This window comes from Streptomyces sp. NPDC051738, from assembly GCF_044453205.1.
Classification (GTDB): domain Bacteria; phylum Actinomycetota; class Actinomycetes; order Streptomycetales; family Streptomycetaceae; genus Streptomyces.
Genome location: NZ_JBITCM010000004.1, coordinates 533,362 through 550,336, shown reverse-complemented (window position 1 = coordinate 550,336; position 16,975 = coordinate 533,362). Strand labels below are relative to the sequence as shown.

15 protein-coding genes are annotated in these 16,975 nt (G+C 70.2%); 11 read left to right on the top strand and 4 right to left on the bottom strand.

The features are described 5' to 3' along the window. The first annotated feature begins 1 nt into the window (after position 1). The 9 genes from ACIA8X_RS13145 to ACIA8X_RS13105 all read left to right on the top strand — a co-directional run bounded on the left by ACIA8X_RS13145 (position 2) and on the right by ACIA8X_RS13105 (position 9,232). Positions 2–2,119 carry a tetratricopeptide repeat protein gene (locus ACIA8X_RS13145; RefSeq protein ID WP_393448953.1) on the top strand — a complete coding sequence of 706 codons (2,118 nt, stop codon included), beginning with the start codon at positions 2–4 and terminating at the stop codon, positions 2,117–2,119. 103 nt (positions 2,120–2,222) lie between these two features. Next, complete coding sequence (locus ACIA8X_RS13140) at positions 2,223–3,791, top strand: VWA domain-containing protein (RefSeq protein ID WP_393448113.1); 1,569 nt, start codon at positions 2,223–2,225, stop codon at positions 3,789–3,791. A gap of 23 nt (positions 3,792–3,814) precedes the next feature. After that, positions 3,815–4,699 (top strand): hypothetical protein, encoded by an 885-nt coding sequence (locus tag ACIA8X_RS13135; protein WP_393448115.1) that lies wholly within the window; start codon positions 3,815–3,817, stop codon positions 4,697–4,699. Beyond that, a complete protein-coding gene (locus ACIA8X_RS13130; protein ID WP_399458317.1) occupies positions 4,696–5,919 on the top strand; it encodes an ABC transporter substrate-binding protein in 1,224 nt (407 codons plus the stop codon). Before ACIA8X_RS13135 ends, ACIA8X_RS13130 begins: the two co-directional genes overlap by 4 nt. Before the next feature lie 51 nt (positions 5,920–5,970). Beyond that, entirely contained in the window at positions 5,971–6,291 is a 321-nt protein-coding gene (locus ACIA8X_RS13125) for a CU044_2847 family protein (protein ID WP_093906854.1), read from the top strand. A gap of 110 nt (positions 6,292–6,401) precedes the next feature. After that, positions 6,402–7,700, top strand: a complete 1,299-nt coding sequence (locus ACIA8X_RS13120) for a phosphatase PAP2 family protein (protein ID WP_399458316.1) — start codon at positions 6,402–6,404, stop codon at positions 7,698–7,700. Between the two features lie 74 nt (positions 7,701–7,774). Beyond that, complete coding sequence (locus tag ACIA8X_RS13115; RefSeq protein WP_399458315.1) at positions 7,775–8,143, top strand: ArsR/SmtB family transcription factor; 369 nt, start codon at positions 7,775–7,777, stop codon at positions 8,141–8,143. Positions 8,144–8,166: 23 nt separating this feature from the next. Next, on the top strand, positions 8,167–8,400 hold the full coding sequence (locus ACIA8X_RS13110; RefSeq protein ID WP_393448123.1) for a hypothetical protein: 234 nt from the start codon (positions 8,167–8,169) through the stop codon (positions 8,398–8,400). A 124-nt stretch (positions 8,401–8,524) separates the two neighbouring features. After that, entirely contained in the window at positions 8,525–9,232 is a 708-nt protein-coding gene (locus tag ACIA8X_RS13105; protein ID WP_399458314.1) for a sensor domain-containing protein, read from the top strand. Between the two features lie 138 nt (positions 9,233–9,370). Here ACIA8X_RS13105 and ACIA8X_RS13100 read toward each other — a convergent pair whose 3' ends face one another. After that, positions 9,371–11,596, bottom strand: coding sequence for an MMPL family transporter (locus ACIA8X_RS13100; protein WP_399458313.1), 2,226 nt, complete (start codon positions 11,594–11,596; stop codon positions 9,371–9,373). Between the two features lie 115 nt (positions 11,597–11,711). On the opposite strand from ACIA8X_RS13100, the gene ACIA8X_RS13095 reads away from it, so the two are divergent. After that, complete coding sequence (locus ACIA8X_RS13095) at positions 11,712–11,954, top strand: hypothetical protein (RefSeq protein WP_393448129.1); 243 nt, start codon at positions 11,712–11,714, stop codon at positions 11,952–11,954. 126 nt (positions 11,955–12,080) lie between these two features. Here the strand turns inward: ACIA8X_RS13095 and ACIA8X_RS13090 are convergent, their stop codons facing one another. Together ACIA8X_RS13090 and ACIA8X_RS13085 are read right to left on the bottom strand one after the other, a co-directional pair. Further along, complete coding sequence (locus tag ACIA8X_RS13090; RefSeq protein WP_399458312.1) at positions 12,081–13,400, bottom strand: alpha/beta hydrolase; 1,320 nt, start codon at positions 13,398–13,400, stop codon at positions 12,081–12,083. A 407-nt stretch (positions 13,401–13,807) separates the two neighbouring features. Next, positions 13,808–14,539 carry a MerR family transcriptional regulator gene (locus tag ACIA8X_RS13085; protein ID WP_399458311.1) on the bottom strand — a complete coding sequence of 244 codons (732 nt, stop codon included), beginning with the start codon at positions 14,537–14,539 and terminating at the stop codon, positions 13,808–13,810. 224 nt (positions 14,540–14,763) lie between these two features. Between ACIA8X_RS13085 and ACIA8X_RS13080 the strand changes: the two genes are divergently transcribed. Beyond that, positions 14,764–15,417 (top strand): hypothetical protein, encoded by a 654-nt coding sequence (locus ACIA8X_RS13080; RefSeq protein ID WP_399458310.1) that lies wholly within the window; start codon positions 14,764–14,766, stop codon positions 15,415–15,417. A gap of 52 nt (positions 15,418–15,469) precedes the next feature. On the opposite strand, the gene ychF is transcribed toward ACIA8X_RS13080, so the two are convergent. Next, positions 15,470–16,558, bottom strand: a complete 1,089-nt coding sequence (gene ychF, locus ACIA8X_RS13075) for a redox-regulated ATPase YchF (RefSeq protein ID WP_399458309.1) — start codon at positions 16,556–16,558, stop codon at positions 15,470–15,472. Between the last annotated feature and the right edge of the window lie 417 nt (positions 16,559–16,975).

Genomic DNA, 16,975 nt, shown 5'->3' with positions numbered 1-16,975 from the left:
GATGTGCAACCGGCCCGACTGCGGCCGTGGCGAGATCGATGAGGACGGGTTCTGCGGCCTGTGTGACCGGGAGCCGGTGCCGCAGGACGGTGACCCGGCGGAGCTTCGGGGTCCGGAGCCGGTGCGGGGTGCGGGTGTCGGGGTGGCCCATGTGCGGGCGGATCCCTGGTACGGGCTCGGTCTGGTCGACTCCGACCAGGGAGCCAAGGCTCCGGAGGTCCCGCCGAGGTCGGCGGATCCCGTCACCGAGGAGCATCGTTTCTGCGTCAACCCCTTCTGCGACTCCCCGGTCGGCCGCGGGCGCGCCGGCGAACCGGGCCGGACGAAGGGCTACTGCCCGAAATGCGGCACCGCGTTCGACTTCGACCGGCCCAGCGGCCTCACCATCGCCGGCCGCTACGACGTCGAACGCGCCCTCGGCTCGGGGGCGTACGGCGCGGCCTACCTCGTCCACGACCGCAACCTCGCCACCCAGGTCGTCCTCAAGGCCCTGAACAAGTCGGTCGCCAGGACCGCGCTGCACGAGCGGGACGTCCTGGTCGGGCTCCGGCACGACAGCATCGTCCGCATCCTGGGCTACGAGCACGAAGGGCCGCATCTCGTCCTGGAGTACGTGCCGGGCGTCCCCCTCACGGCAGGTGACGGCGACCGGCTGGAGACCCTCCTCGCCCACGGCGTCCGCATCCTCCAGGCGCTCGACTACCTGCACGAGCGGGGCCTGCTGCACTGTGACGTCAAGCCCCTGAACATCATCCGGTACCGGGAGCAGAGCCCGGCGGGCGCGCTGGACCGGGTGCGGCTCATCGACTTCGGCGCCGTGCGCAGCCAGAAGGACACGGCACCGGTCGGGGCGTACACCCCGGACTACGCACCCCCGTTGAGCGACCCGGAGCACCGGCACCCGACCCCGGGCTTCGACCTCTACTCCCTGGGCGTCACCCTGCACGACGTGTGCCGCTCCCGCCTGACCGACCACTCGGCACCGGGCGTCGAATCGCTGCGCCTGCTGCTCGCCCGCGCCATGGACATCGAGCGACCGAGTCGGCGGTTCGTGTCGGCGCGGCAGTTCGCCGAGCAGCTCAGCGGTGTCATCAGGCAGGTCGTGGCGGCGGCCCCGACGTATCGTCAGGTCGCCCGCCCGTCCGCCCTGTTCGGCTCGATGCCCGAGCCGCTGCACGGCGGACTCGGGGCGGCCCGCCCGCTCACCCACTGGGTCCAGGCGCGGCCCGGCGAGGACGCGACGCTGACGATGAGCGCACCGTTCGCCTCCCCCGAGCCCGGCGACATCGCGGCCGCGCTCCCGACGCCGCTGTCCGACCCCGACGCCCCGGACCTCGCGGGCTCGACCCGACGCGCCCTGGCCGAGAGCCGGCTCGCCCTGCGCCGAAGGGACCCGGAGCTCGCGGAGCGGACGCTCGCGGCGGCGTGCCTGCCCGACTGGCACTGGCTGCACGCCTGGTACTCCGGCCTGATCGCGCTGGCCCGCGAGGATGCGGAGTCGGCCGCCGCGGCCTTCACCACGGTGCGCGAGGCCGTCCCCGGCGAGCTGATACCGCAACTCGCCCTCGGCCTGTGCGCCGAGCTGCGCAAGAACCTCACCGCCGCCCGGTCGCACTACAGCGCCGTCTTCGACACCACCCCGGCACTCGGCGCGGCCGGCTTCGGCCTGGCCCGCGTCCATCTGCTGGCCGGCGAGCGGACGAAGGCCGTGGGCACCGCCGTACGGCTGGCGGAGGAGTTCCGCTACGAGCGCGAGGCGCGCGTGGCGGCCGTACGCCTCAGTGTCATGGTCCTCGACGGGCCCGACCGTCCGAGGCCGACCGGCGACGACCTGGCGCGGGCCGAGGCGGGTCTGGACGGCCTCGACGTGGACGGGCCGGCACAGGCCGGGCTGCGATCCGAGATCCAGTACGCGCACTTCCTGCACCACCACGACCGCGAGCGACTGTCCGACGCGATCCGCGAACTCGGCCCACACGCGCCCACCCAGCCCGAGTACGTCGCCCTGGTGGACCTCGCGAACCGGCTGCGCCCACCGCTCAGATGGAGATGGTCCGCACGACGTGGGAGAACCGGTCATTCCCGTTTCGGAGGAACACCCAGAACGCTAAGCTCCTGATACGCCAAGTAGCGGAGGTGTCCACGCTCCGTGAGGGACGCGGGGACACGGCACAGGAACGCAGCGACGCGATCGGGGGGTGCCGGTGGGGGACAGCTCGCCCTTGGGACTCAGTTTTGCCCTGGAAGTCGACGCACCCTCGGACCTGGCCCACGACCAACAGCGCGCGGACGCTCTCATCACCGTCACGGCCCGCTCCGCCTCGGGCGCGGTCGCGGCCCCGGAGCCGCCGGGCGCCGAAGTCCTCATCATGGACCGGTCGTTGTCCATGTCCGGGCACAAGCTGGACGAGGCGAAACGCGCGATGTGCGCGGCCATCGACACCCTGCGGGACGGCACCCTCCTGGGCATCGTCGCGGGCCACCACGAGGCCGATGTGATCTTCCCGGCCGACGGCGGCCTGGCCCCCGTCGACGCCGCCGCGCGCGAGGACGCCAAGCTGCGGGTCATCGGCCAGTTCGCCGAGGGCGGCACGGCGATCGGGCAGTGGCTGGCCCGCGCCGAGCGCCTGTTCGCCTCGATGACCTCCTCCGGCGCCGTGCGCCACGCCGTGCTCTACACGGACGGCAAGGACGAGCACGAGACGCCCGAGCAACTCGGCGAGATCCTCAGCGCGTGCACCGACCGGTTCGTCTGCGACGCCCGCGGGCTGGGCGACGACTGGCACTACGCCGAACTGCTGCGCATCACCGAGGCCCTGCACGGCACCGCCGAGGCCGTCGTCACCCTCTCCGACCTCACCGAGGACTTCACCCGGCTCATGCGCAAGGCGCAGCGCATCGTCGTGCCCCGGGTCTATCTGGGACTGCGCCTCAACGACCGGTTCCAGCTCGCCTTCGTGCGCCAGACCCGCCCCGTGGAGGCCGAACTGACGGCACGTCAACGGCGCGAGGAGGAGACCCACGTCCCGCTGGGTTCCTGGCCCCCTCAGACCTGCCAGTACCAGGTCTCCCTCAGCTTCGACCCGCACTCCCTGACCGTCGACGAGAACCTGCGTGCCGCCCGCATCACCCTGCACGCCGAGCACCCCGACGGCACCCGGGCGCCCTGCTCCGACACGGTGTCCATGGCCGTACGGCGCCGCTCCACGCCCGCCTTCGGCATCCCCCGCTCCGCCCAGCTCACCCGGGTCGAGAACGAACGCGAACTCGGCATGGCGATGCGGGCCTGCGCCGACGCCCATCAGCGCGGCGACCTCGACCGCGCCGACCACGAACTGCGCCTGGCGACCGCCCTCGCGCAGGACCTCCAGGACACCGTCCGACTGCGCCTGCTGCGCGCGGTCGCGACCACCGGGCCCGACGGCCTGCCACGGGTGCGGCGCGATGTCTCCGGGGCGGAGATCCAGAAGATCGGGGTCGACTCGACGAAGACGGTGGCGCCGCCGGTCGGCATGGGCGACATGGTCGACGCGGGCGATGTGGTCGACGCGGGCGATGTGGTGGGCCCGGTGGACGTGGTGGACGTGGTGGGCCCGGTAGACATGGCGAACGTGGTGGATGTGGTCGGCTCGGGCGAACTTCCGCCGGGTGAAGCCCCGTTGGCGCCACGCGCGTGCCCGCGCTGCGGTACGGCGCCGGCGACGCCGACGGCCAACTTCTGCGAGAAGTGCGGGTTTCGGTTCGGAACCGGGACCGGGGCCAGGGGCGGTGGGCCGGTGGACGCGTCGTGACGGTGGCGAAGGAGGGGCCACGGGTGAAAGGGCTGCCCGCCCGGCTGAAGGGGCTCTCCTGGAGAACGCGGCGCGCACCGCACCCGATCGTCGTGCTGCGGTGGCTGCGGGCGGGCGTGCTGGGCATGGTGGCCGTGACCGCGCTGCTGTATCTCGTGGTGGCCGACCGGGCCGGGGAGCAGATGGCCGCCGCTGATCGCACACGCGAGGCCATCCGCGATCTCGGGGCGGCCCGCGAGAGTGCCGTAACGGCGAAGGACGAGCTCGAAAAGGCCGCGGCGGCCACCGGCGAGGTCGACCTGATCGGCACCGGCACCAGCTTCGCCATCGCCACCACCCGCGTGAACATCCTCCTCACCTCGGCGACCGAGGGCAACGCGGCCGGCAAGCAGGGGCTGCACCACATCCAGTTCGTCCAGGGCCAGTTGACCACCTCCGTACAGCTGGCCAACGGCCCGCAGGGCGCGACGACGGCGCTGCCCGCGCTGGAGGACGGGCCGGAGAAGGACGACGAGGGCAGGGACGTGCGGTTCACGGGCGGGCTCATCGAGTCCCTGGAGGATCTCCGGGAGATCGAGGTCCTCGCCCTGGACGAACAGCTCCGGTCGCGCTGGCTGGACCCGTACCTCCTGTGGCCCGTGCTCATCGGGCCGGTGGTCCTCATGCTGCTGCTCGCGGGCACGACCGGCTACGTCGTCGCCCGCCACTTCCGGCAGTACCCCAGCCCGGCGCTCGGCCTGGCGCTGCTGGCCACGGCGTCCGTCGCCCTGATCGCCGGCGGCGACCCGCTGCTGCCGGGCCGGGGTTGGGTCATGGCGATCGCGCTGCCGCTGCTCGCCGCGGCCGGTGCGCTCGCGTACCTGGCCTACCGTCCGCGGATCGCCGAGTACAGGTTCCCGCACTCATGAGAAGGCTGACGGCACCCCTCGTGCGCGGCGTCCTGGCCCTCGGGCTGCTCCTGGCCGCCCTCGGGTGCGGTGCGCCGGAGAGGGAGCGGGTGACGATCATGGTCCCCTGGTCCGGCACCGAGTTCAAGGCGTTCCACTCGGTCGTCGAGGACTTCGAGAAGGCCAATCCCGGTATCGACGTCGCCCCTCAGGTCACCCGTGCCCTGACCCAGCAGCTCGACGCCGCGGTGGCCGCGGAGACACCGCCCGACCTGGCCGTCCTGCCCAGTGTGGGAGCGATCGCCAAGTACCGCGGCGGGGCGCTCCGGCCGCTCGGCGTCGACACGTCCTCGTTCGTCGACCCGTTCCGCCTGCTCGCGATGGACGACGGCAAGGTCTACGCGGTCCCCGTCAAGGCCGACGTCAAGAGCCTCGTCTGGTACGACCGCCGGCTCACCCCGAAGCCGGCCGGCACCTGGTCCGCCCTCCAGGGCCGGCCCGAGACCTGGTGCCTCGGGCTGGAGTCCCCCGGCGCGACCTCCGGCTGGCCCGGCGCGGACTGGATCGCGGACATCCTGCTCGCCGAGGAGGGCGTCGAGACGTATGAGGACTGGGTCTCCCGGGGTGGTGTGAGGTGGAACTCGGCGCCGGTCAGGGAGGCGTGGGAGACGTGGTGGGGCGTCGTCGAGGGCGGCAGCAAGGGTGCGACCGGGCGCGGGTTCGACGAGGCCGCCGTGGAACTGGTCGGCGACAGGTGCTCCCTGGGCCATGGCGCCCTGTCCGCGATGGCGTTCCCGCCGGACCTGATGGAGGACGAGCGCTACACCTACGCGCTGCCCTCCCCGCGTCAGGCCCTGGAGGTGTCGGCGGACTTCGTCGGCAAGTTCACCCGGGACAACCCGGGCGCCGACCGGCTCATCGCCTATCTGGCCGGGGCCAGGGCCCAGCAGACCTGGGTGAACGAACCGGGCTACGCGCTCTCCGCCAACCGGCGGGTGACGACGTACGACAACCCGACCCAGGCGCGCATCGCCGGGATGCTCCGCTCCGGTCACACCCTCTGCTTCAGCGCCGCCGACGCGATGGATCCCGATGTGTCGGCCGCCTTCTACCGGGCGGTCATGGAGTACGTGAACGGCGAAGACCTGACCAAATTGCTGAAGGCACTCGACCGAGTCCAAGAGCACCTGGGGGACTCCCCCAGACCCACCCCTCTCTGCGGCGCCCCGAACCAAGCCTGACGCGCCCCCGTCCCACTCCCCTCCCATCTCGCCCCCACCCAGGAGCCCTTCATGCCGGACGCGGTCCAGTTCACCCTCTCCGACGGCACCGTCGTCCTCGTCGCCCCGCCCGCCCGCGCGGGCACCGGGGCGGTGGGACTCGGGACACGTCTGGAGAGCGCGGCACAGTCCCTGCGCGAGGCGCTGGGGCCGGTCACGACTGCCGCGTCCGATGTGATCGACGGGTTCCAGGCGCTCGCCCAGCGGCCCGACGAGGTGGAGATCACCTTCGGCGTCGCACTGGACGCCAAGCTGGGCGCGGTCCTGTCGAGCGCGGGAGCGGGCGCCCACCTGGACGTCACCCTCCGCTGGAACGCGGCGACATCGGCATAGACCCCGAAGACCACTTGCGCCGCTCGGATAACATCGTCGAACTAACTGACGATAAACATCTACCAAATCGGCCAAAACAATTGATATCTATATGGCGTCAACCACGGGCGGTGCTGTGGGCCACAGCAGGTGTGGCAGCCCTGGGATTCCTCGTCTCGCTGGAGATCGCGGCGCGTCGCCTCGGCATACCGGGGCCGATCACCAGCCAGGCGCGCGAGGCGGTGTTCGCCCCGAAGTCGGGCTTCCTGCTGTACGCGGGTATGGCGTTGACGATGGTGGTGCTCACCTGGCGGCAACGGCTCATCGCGCTCGGTGTGGCGATCGGCATCGATATCACCGTCTTCGTGGTGCGGTGGCTGGCCGACGCCAGGGTGACCGAAGGCCACCCGTTCGGTAACGGCGCGTTGTGGGTGGTCCTGGGCTGTGCGGTCATCGCGGTCACCCGCCGGACCGGCCCGGAACGCCTCCTGCTGCTGAAGGGCGTCGCGCTGGGCCTGCTGCTGGTGGCCGGCCGCAAGACCGGCGACACTTGGTTGCTCATCACGGCGAAGACCCACCCGACGGTGCTCGACCCGTACCTGGCGACCGCCGATCACGCACTGGGCAACCCGTCCTGGCTGGTAGGCCGGATCGTCAGGGCCACCGGACCGGTCGGCGCCCACATCCTCGACTACGTGTACGTCCAGCTCGCGGTCGCCGCGGTCTGCGTCGCGCTGTACCAGCTGCGTCACGTGGCGGCCGAACGCCGCTTCCCGCGCCACCACCTGGTGCGCACCTTCCTGGTGATCGGCCTCCTCGGACCGGGCATCTACATGATCTTCCCGGTGGTCGGCCCGATCTTCGCCTACGGTCCGGGCGCCTCCGGAACCGGCGGCGTGCACTGGGCACTTGCCAACATCTGGCCGGAGACGGCGCCCCCGATGACCGCCCCGCACCCGATGCCCTACGACGAGATCACCCCCCGCAACTGCATGCCCAGCCTGCACACGGCGTGGGCCACCGTGATCTTCATGCACTCCCGCAAGGGCCCACGAGTGCTGCGCTACGCGGGCACGTTCTGGCTGATCGCCACGCTCGGCGCGACGCTGGGCTTCGGCTACCACTACGGCGTGGATCTCATCGCCGGTGTGGTGTTCGCGCTCACCATCGAGGCGGCTCTGCGCTCGCAGGCCCGCGGCTGGGATCGATCCGGAACGCAGCTAGTCGCCTACGGCGCAACGGTGTTCGTCGCTCTCCTGCTGTCCTATCGCTATCTGCCGCTGGAGATGGCCCGATATCCGTGGCTGTACGGCCCCCTTCTCATCCTGGCGATGACGTCGGTGATCTACGGCTACATACGCACGACCAAGCTGTGGGAATCGACGCCCGAACCGGCACGGCAACCGGAACTGCAACCCGAACTGGTGTGAGCCCTCGGGCGCGTCGACTGCTTTTCCGGCATGTGTAAGGTTCGACTTACACATACAGCTCGGCGTGGTGGGAGGTGGGGGCGTTGACCAGCGAGGAACTTCTGGCCTTCCTTTCCGCCGTCGGCCATGCCCAGCGGCTCAGGGCCATCGCAGGCCTCGCCGACGGCCGTATGTACGTCAGTGAACTGGCCCGGCAGCTGAGCATGTCCCGCCCCCTGCTGTACATGCACCTGGAACGCCTGGAGAAGGCCGGCCTGGTCGTCGGCCATCTGGAACTCTCCGACGACGGCAAGGCCCTGAAGTACTTCGAGCTGGTGCCGTTCGATCTGCACATCAACCTGCAGACGATTCTGGAAGCCCTGCGCGCGGACGAACAAGCGGACGAGCAAGCGGACGAGCAGCAGACACGTGCGGCGGATGGGCCTGCCGATGAGGAGGGTTAGAACGTTATGAGGGGGACCCGGACATGACCGGCGCCATTGTCGCCATAGCCATCGTCTTGATCGTCGTCGGAGGGATCACGGCGGCGGTGGTCTCGAACTTCAGACTGCAGCGCCATCGCACCGACGCCGTGGCCATGGCCTCGTACCGCAAGCTCGCCGAAGAGGCGGTCGCCCGGCAGGAGGAGCTGCACTCCGAACTGGCCGAGCTGAAGGCCCGGGTGAGTTCGATCGACGACATGTTGCGCAGGATCGAGTGAGCGGGCCGACGCACGAACGCCTGCACCCCGCGACCTCCCTGGTCAGATTTCCGTTATCCGCCGCCCCCTGGCTCGCCGCCGGCTATCTCGCGAGCTATCCCCTGGTCGGGGCGCCCTGTTCGCCGTGGCGACGGCCGCCTTCGTGGCCCGCGTGGTGCTGAGCCAGTTCACGGTGACCGTGCCGGTGATCATCTGCTCGGTGTGGGTGATCAGGGGCTACGCGCAGGTCGAGCGGGGCCGCGCGGCGCTCGTCGACCGGCCGATCCCGTACCGGTACCGCGAGGTCACCGAACCCGGTCTGCCCGCCCACATCAGAACCCGCTGCGCCGATCCCGCGTTCACCCGCGACTGCGCCTACCTCCTCTTCCCCCCGCTGCTGGTCCTGGACCTCTTCGCACTGGTCGTCTGGCTGGGCTGCCTCGGCTGCCTCACGCTCCCCCTGTGGTACCCGGCCATCGGCGTCTCCGGCAGCGTCGCGGGTAAGGACGGCGTGCTCGGGCGGGTCCACACCCTGCCCGGGGCACTGGCCCTCGCACTCGCCGCGCTCGTCCTGCTCCCCTTCGCCGCCCGGCTTCTCCTGGTCACCGCCCGGCTGCATCTGACGGTGGCTCAGGCGGTACTGCGCCCGCCCAGCGACCCGCTCGCGGAGGCCAAGGGCGTGCTCGACCGCCCCGGTCCGCTCTCCGCCGTGCGGGGAGTTCACCCTGCGGCGTCTAGTCGGCGCGACCCGGGGCCAGATGATGCGGATGATGACGGTGGGGGCGCTGCTGACCGCCTGGGTGGCGCTGCGCACCCGACCCTCGGCGGCCATCGGCAGCCGCGAATGAGTTGAGCGCCGCGCGCCCTCATCCAACTCCCCGCGCTCACAACGGAAATGATGCCGGGCCGCCCCATGTGGGAGCGGCCCGGCATCTTGCCTTCCCGGGGAGGGAAGGCCGTTTCGCGCTACTGCCGCAGTGGCAGCCGTGGTTCAGACGCGTCCTGATTCCCACTCCCGGTACGGGGCGTCGGCCTCGGAACCGGTCAGTCCGGTCTGCCGGTCCTGCGCCGCCCGCATGCCGCGGGACGGCCACCAACTCGCGTCGCCGAGCAGGGTCAGGATCGACGGAAGGATCATGATCCGCACGATGAAGGCGTCGAGCAGGACCGCGGCCGCGAGGACGAAGCCCATCTGCTTCATCTCGACCAGGCTGAGGAAGACGAAGCTGGCGAAGACGGTGACCATGACCACCGCCGCACTGGTCACCACGCCCGCGGAGCTGCCGATCCCCTCCAGGACGGCCCGGCGGGTGTCCAGTCCGCGCAGGGCCGCCTCCCTGATCCGGCTGACCACGAAGACCTGGTAGTCCATCGACAGCCCGAAGAGGATGACGAACAGGAACAGCGGTACCCGGGCCCCGATCGATCCCGTGGAGTGGAAGTCGAGGATGCCCTGCGCCCATTGGCCCTGGAAGACCAGCACCAGCAGGCCGAAGGCGGACGCCGCCGAGAGCAGGTTGAGCAGCATGCCGATCACGCCGATGACCACCGACCGGAAGGCCAGCACCGTCACGGCGAACGTCACCAGCAGCAGGAAGCCGACGACCAGCGGGAGCTTGGAGTTCTGGTGGTCCAGGTAGTCGGAGTCACGGGCGATGTCACCGGTGACGTACGCCTCGGCGCCGGGCACCTTGTCGACGGTCGCCGGCAGGAAGTCCTCCCGGACCCGGTCGAGCGACTGGAGCGCCTGCGGCGAGCTGGGCTTGGACGGCACGGAGAGCATCAGGCTGGTGGTCCGCCGGTCGTCGGAGGAGGTCACCTTGAAGTCGACGTCCTTGGCGAACATCGGGTCCGCCTGGGCGCGCCGGCGCAGGTCCTCCATCGCCCGCATCACCTGCGGTGAGCGGTCCGCGTCGGCACGCACCACCACCTGGTGCTGGACCAGCATCTCCGGGAAGGCGTCCGTCATCCGGTCGTAGGTCCGCAGGGCGGGTATCTCGCGGGAGAAGGTGTCCCTGCCCAGCACGCTCAGCTTCAGGTCGAGGGCGGGCGCGGCCAGGCCCAGCATGATGAGCACCGAGACCAGCAGGGTGACGCCGGGGCGCCGGGTCGCGGGCCGCAGCAGCGCGTTCCACGTCCTGCTCGTCCCACTGTGGTCCCGGGTGCGCTTGCCCTTGGCCGCGCGGCGGGCCGTACGGCGCTCGGCGCGGGCACCGAGCTTGGCCAGCAGGGCGGGCAGCACCGTCAGCGAGCTGGCCATGGCGACCGTGACGACGATGATGGCGCCGGTGGCGAGCGAGGAGAAGATGACGTCGCTCGCGAGATACAGCGTCGCGGTCGAGACGATCACCGCGAACCCGGAGACCACGACGGCCCGGCCGGCGGTGGCCGCGGCGAGCTCCACGACGGCCTGCGCACCGAGTCGGCCGCCGGCCCTGGCCCGTTCCTCGCGGTCACGCTTGAGGTAGAAGAGCGAGTAGTCGACGCCGACGGCCAGGCCGATCAGCAGGATGATGTTGTTGCCGACGCCGGCGTCCGGCAGCGCGTGCGAGGCGAGGGCGGACAGGCCCATGGCGGCGGCGATGGAGGTGAGCGCCAGCAGCACCGGCACACCCGCCGCGATCACCGAACCGAAGGCGATCATCAGCGTGATGACGGTGACCGGCAGGGTGAGCGCCTCGGAGAAGGCGAGGTCGTCACTGCGCTGCTGGTCGAGGCCCTTGCCCATCGAAGGGCCGCCGGTCTCCTGCACGCGCACGCCGGGGTGTTCCTTCTGCACGGCCTCGGTCTGCTCGATCAGCGGGCCGACCTTCTTGCGTGCGGCGAGTTCCTCGCCCGCCATGACGACCTGGACCATGAGGACCTCGCCGCCCCGGGAGAGGACCGGCTTCTCGACCCGGTCGACCTCGTCGAGCTTCTCCATCCGCGCGGTGGCGTCGGCGGCGGCGGCCCGGGCCGCGGGCATGTCCAGCGTGCCGGACGGGGAGTCGATGACGATCTGCTCGACCGGCCGACGCTGCAGGCCGCCCTCGGTCGCGATCGCCTCGGCTCTGCCCGCGTTGCCGACGCGGTAGTCCTCGGTGGTGGCGCTGTTGGTCCCCACGGCGGCCGACGCCCCGAGGCACAGCGCGACGAAGACCAACCAGCCGACGATGGCGCGCCAGGGGTGGGCCGCGCTCCAACTCGCCACCCTGACGGTGATCGAGCGTTTCTCCACTGTCTCCAGCCCCTTACTCGCGTAGGCGATCCCTTTGATGTGTAAGTCAAAACTTACAGGCGTAAGGGTGTGCGTCAATCGGCCTTCGCGTCATCTGGGCCTCGCCGGAGGGAAGTTGAGCCAGATCCGGCCATTCGGCACGGACTCCTCCGTCAACTGGGTCGCGCTGCCGCTCGGCGCCGCCGCCATCGACACGCACGGCACCCGCGTACCGCAGGAGACCGAGCAGGCGCCGGCCGAGCTGGACGGCTGGTTCCTCGGCCCGCACGACTCCGTCAGCTACCCGGAGCCGCACAAGTCCGCCCTCAACCTCTCGGGCACTCATGACGACCGAAGGGCTGGGTCTCCAGCCACTTGACCGACCCGACGAAGTGCACCCGCCGGGCCACCGGCTCGCGGTCCGCACCGATGAGGACCCCGTCATCGACAGCCTGGCGGCACCGGGATCTGACGCAGCACACGGACCCCGAAGGCGTCGAACGACTCAGAGTGTGCAGCGGGCCCCTGCACCGGGTGCTTTCAGGCGGATGAGGTAGTCGGAGAGGGCGTCGTTGATGCAGGAGTTGGGGGCGAGGGCCACGCCGTGCTGGTTTCCCTCGACGGTCAGCAGGCTGCCGCCGAGAGTCCTGGCGAGGCTGATGCCGCCCTCGTGCGGCGTCACCGGGTCGCCGGTGGTGGAGAGCGTCAGCGTGTCCGGCAGGCCTTTGATGTCGGTGGCGTACGGATAGCCGAGCGTGGGTCGCACGGGCCAGCGCTCGCAGCCGTCGCGGGCCTCGGTGACGGGTCGGCCTGTGTCCGCGTACGGTGCGGCGTCGATGAAGTCGCGTTTCAACGCCGTCTCCTCGGCCGGGTTGTTCCGTTCCTCGTCAAGGCAGTTGACCGCGAGTGTGGCCTCAAGAGAGTTCGAGTACGTCCCGTCTGCCGCACGCTCGTGAATGATGTCTCTCAGGGCGATCAGGGTGTCCCCGCGGCCGTCTCGCAGCTCGGCGATCCCCGCGATGATCATCGGCCACGTCGTCTTGGTGTACAGGCCGGCGGTGACACCGCTGACCGCTTTGACGAAGGTCAGGTCGCGCCCCTTGCCGGCCGGGATCGGCTTGTCGATGAGCGGCTGGGCGAGTTTCTGGAAGACCTCGGTGGCCCGCTTCGGGTCGGTGCCGAGCGGGCAGTCGGGCTTGGTCGCGCAGAAGACCGCCAGTTGTTCGAACCCCCGCTGTAGGCCCCTGGCTTGCTCCAGACGTCGTTCACGGCTGCCCTTCAAGGGGTCGAACGCGGCGTCGAGCACGAGCGCTCGCACATTCGCCGGGAACATCTCGGCGTAGACCGCCCCCAGCCGGGTGCCGTAACTGGTGCCGACGAACGTGAGCTTGTCGTCTCCGAGCACCTCGCGCAGGACGTCCATGTCCCGTGCGACATCCCGAGTGCCGACGTGCGCAAGCGCGTCCTGGCCGCCGGAGCGCTCGGCACACCGCTGGTACAGCTGCCTTGTCTCCTGCTCGGTCCAGTCGTCCGGGCCGGCGTCGAACGAGGCGATCATGGCGTCGTTCTCGCGTTCGGCGTCGGTGTAGCAGTCGAGCGTCGGCGTCGAGTCCCCGACACCGCGCGGATCGAACCCGACGAGATCGAACGACTTCGTGATCGGGCTCGACGCCCAGGCCTGTGCCGCCTGCGGCGCGAAACTCGTCCCCGGGAAGCCGGGCCCGCCCGGATTCAGCACCAGCGAACCGACAGGCTTCCCTCCCCGCGCGGCAACACGGAACACGGCGATCCGAGCCGTCTTGCCGTCGGGCTCCTCGTAGTTCAACGGAACTTCCAGGCGAGCGCACTCGTACGTGGCCTGGGCCGGTCGCGTTGGCGTCTCGCAGGCTTTGAACGTCATTTTCTGGCCGTAGAACCGGTCGAGCGCACGAGCGGCGCCATCCTCCACCTCTCCTCCCGGCCTGCAGGCGGCGAGCAACGTCAAGGGCACGACGGCGGCGACAGTCGCTGCCCGCAGTCGTCGAGGTGTTCGCATGAATCTCCTGGGCTTCGAGATGTCTCACGCCCGACGCCCGACGCATCGCGTTCACGAAACGGGCAGGCGTTTCTCGCATGAGGTCAGCCGGTCAGGCTGACTTTCTCCATTGCGAACCATGCCCTTGGGGCCGGGTCAAGCCGCGCGAGCAGACCAGGGCTCAACCGGGCTCACAGGCCCCTGACGGCGCCTCGTCGTCAGTCCCCGACGGGGTCGTCCTGCGAAAGCAACACATGCACGCGTCGCAGGACATCGAGCTGAGCCTCGTTGTAGAACTCGACCAACGCCTGCGCGACGACGGACTTGGTGGTCGCCCCTCCCCGACGGGAGGAGGCTTCCAGGTCGCCGAGGAACGGGTGGTCCTGCTGCTGTTTGCGGGCTTCGGGCGCGAGGCGTCGCGCGATCTGCCGGCGAACGTCCTCGGGCGCGTCCGGGGTGAGGGCCTCGAACCGCGCGGCGACATCGCTGCGAGGCGCGGAGAGCTGCTCCTGGATCGCGGACATCGCCGCGGGGGTGAGAATGCTGGAGTACGTCAGCAGGAGGGATCGCTGCGCCTCCGGCAGGTCGTCGGGGGACGCCTTGAAGTCCGCCGGCAGGTCGATCGAGCCCCGGTTGTCCAGGATCGCCGCCAGTTCCCGTCGCATCCGCTGCTGGCGTTCGATGCTCGCCGCGAGTTCCGCGTCCAGGGCGCGCAGGATCTGCTCCGCGCTCTCGTCGGCGGCTTCGACCGAGGGGATGTCCGACAGCGGCACGCCGAGGGCGACCAGCCTGCGGATGCGCAGCAGGCGGACCAGGTCCTTGACGCCGTACCGCTTGTAGCCGTTGACCGCTCGTTCCGGCTCGTCCAGCAAACCGATCTTGTGATAGTGCCGGACGGTTTTCAGTGTCGTGCCGGCGAGTTCGGCCAGCTGACTTGTGCTCCACGCCACCGGCAGACCCTTTCCTCGGGTGCTCCGCTCCTCGCCGTCGGTGTCCTGCCGGTCGGCGAGACCGGATCACCCCGGCGAGACGGCTTGACCATGCCCTTGGGGCACGGAGTGTGATGGTCGGCGACCACGGCCGCGAGGCACGAAAGCGCTGCTCACCACCAGGCAGAGCCTGTCACAGGATCTCGCCTCGCGGCTGGGCAGGGCGAGAAACGGGGAGCGGGAGCATGATCAAAGAGTGGCGGCGGCGTCGGGCCGTGCAGCGGGTCAAGCCGGGAGACGGACGAGCGCTGCGGCGTTTCCGCTGGTGGCAGCTGCCCTTCCGAGCGCTGCTCCATCTTCGGCTGCCGAACGACGACGGCAGGCACACGCTCTACACCGTCGACGTCAGGCACTGGCAGAACCACACGTCCGACAACCTCACGGCCCACCTGTACCGCGACGGCAGGCAGCACGCCATGTCCAGACTCCCCGCCGCCTTCCCTGTCCCGGGCGGCACCGTCGAGGTGAGGATGAGCGGCTTCGGGCTCAAGCGCTGCCACTACGTCACCGACCAAGGTCCCGAGTACCAGCTCGTCCCGGACCCCCGCTCCGCCGAGGGGCGCCGCGCGCGCCTCGAACGCGAACACCCCGCGCTGAGCCGCGCGATCGGTGCCCTCTCGCTGGGCACGCTCTTCGCCACCCTGGCCGCCCTCCTCCCGCAGATCGCCGAACAGCTCACCCAGGCCGAGGGGATCGCCCAGCACACAGGGACCTTCACCTCGCCCATCGATCTGCCGAAATGGGGCAACACCGCGCTCGGCCTCGCCACGGCGACAGCCAGCACCGAGCGAGCCCTACGGCTACGCCACAGCCGGCTCCTCGACGGCGGAGCAGGATGAACCAGCGTCTTCACCTTTGGCGGACGGGCGACGCGTGAGGGTGGCCCACCGGCTACACGTTGAAGCGGAACTCCACCACATCCCCGTCCTGCATCACATAGTCCTTGCCCTCCATCCGCGCCTTCCCCTTCGCGCGGGCCTCCGCGACCGAACCGGTCTCCACCAGGTCGGCGAAGGAGATGACCTCGGCCTTGATGAAGCCCTTCTGGAAGTCGGTGTGGATGACGCCCGCGGCCTCGGGGGCGGTGGCGCCCTTCTTGATGGTCCAGGCGCGGGATTCCTTGGGGCCGGCCGTGAGGTAGGTCTGCAGGCCGAGGGTGTTGAAGCCGACGCGGGCGAGGGTGGCCAGGCCCGGCTCCTCCGCGCCCACCGACTCCAGCAGCTCCATCGCGTCCTCCTCGTCGAGCTCGGCGAGGTCCGCCTCCAGCTTGGCGTTCAGGAAGATCGCCTCGGCGGGGGCGACCAGGGCGCGCTGCTCGTTCTTGAAGTCCTCGTCGACCAGTTCGTCCTCGTCGACGTTGAAGACGTAGAGGAAGGGCTTGGTGGTGAGGAGGTGCAGGTCGTGCAGGAGCTCCTCGTTGCCCGAGCCCTGGACGATGCCCGCCGAGAAGAGCGTGTCGCCCTTCTCCAGGATCTCCTTCGCCGCCTCGACCGCCGCGACCTTCGGGGCGATGTCCTTCTTGATCCGCGACTCCTTCTGGAGGCGCGGCAGGACCTTCTCGATGGTCTGGAGGTCGGCGAGGATCAGCTCGGTGTTGATCGTCTCGATGTCGTCCTTGGGCGAGACCTTGCCGTCGACATGGACGACGTTCTCGTCCTTGAAGGCGCGGATGACCTGGCAGATCGCGTCGGACTCACGGATGTTCGCGAGGAACTTGTTGCCCAGGCCCTCGCCCTCGGAAGCGCCGCGCACGATGCCCGCGATGTCGACGAAGTCGACGGTCGCCGGGAGGACGCGCTGGGAGGAGAAGATCTCGGCCAGCTTCGCCAGGCGCGGGTCCGGGACGCCCACCACACCGACGTTGGGCTCGATCGTGGCGAACGGGTAGTTGGCCGCCAGCACGTCGTTCTTGGTCAGGGCGTTGAACAGGGTCGACTTGCCGACATTCGGCAGACCGACGATTCCGATCGTGAGCGACACGTTGCGACTTCCCGTACGTGAGAGGACAAGGGCTTGCTGGGCTGGGCTGGACCCGGTCCTTCTTCGATCTTCGGTGCGGACGGATCTTCGTCGCAGACAGATCTTCGATGCAGACGCACGGGCCGATCCACCAGTCTACGGCGTACCGGGCCCGGCCCCGGCGTCGTATCGAACACCTGGCCAAGGTCCGCCCCAAGGTGTGTCTGACGGGCGATTCGGCACATAAACCGACCTAGGTTGGAGCAGTGGAGCAAGACAGGGCGCGACCTGCCGGGCACGGGGACGGGTCTGGGTACGGGCACGGGTACGGACACCGGCACGGGTACGGGCACGGACACGGGTACGGGTACGGGTACGGGTCGCCCCGCGGTACGCCGCTCGGTACGTCACCGCCGTTGCCGGCACAGGCGGCGCGGC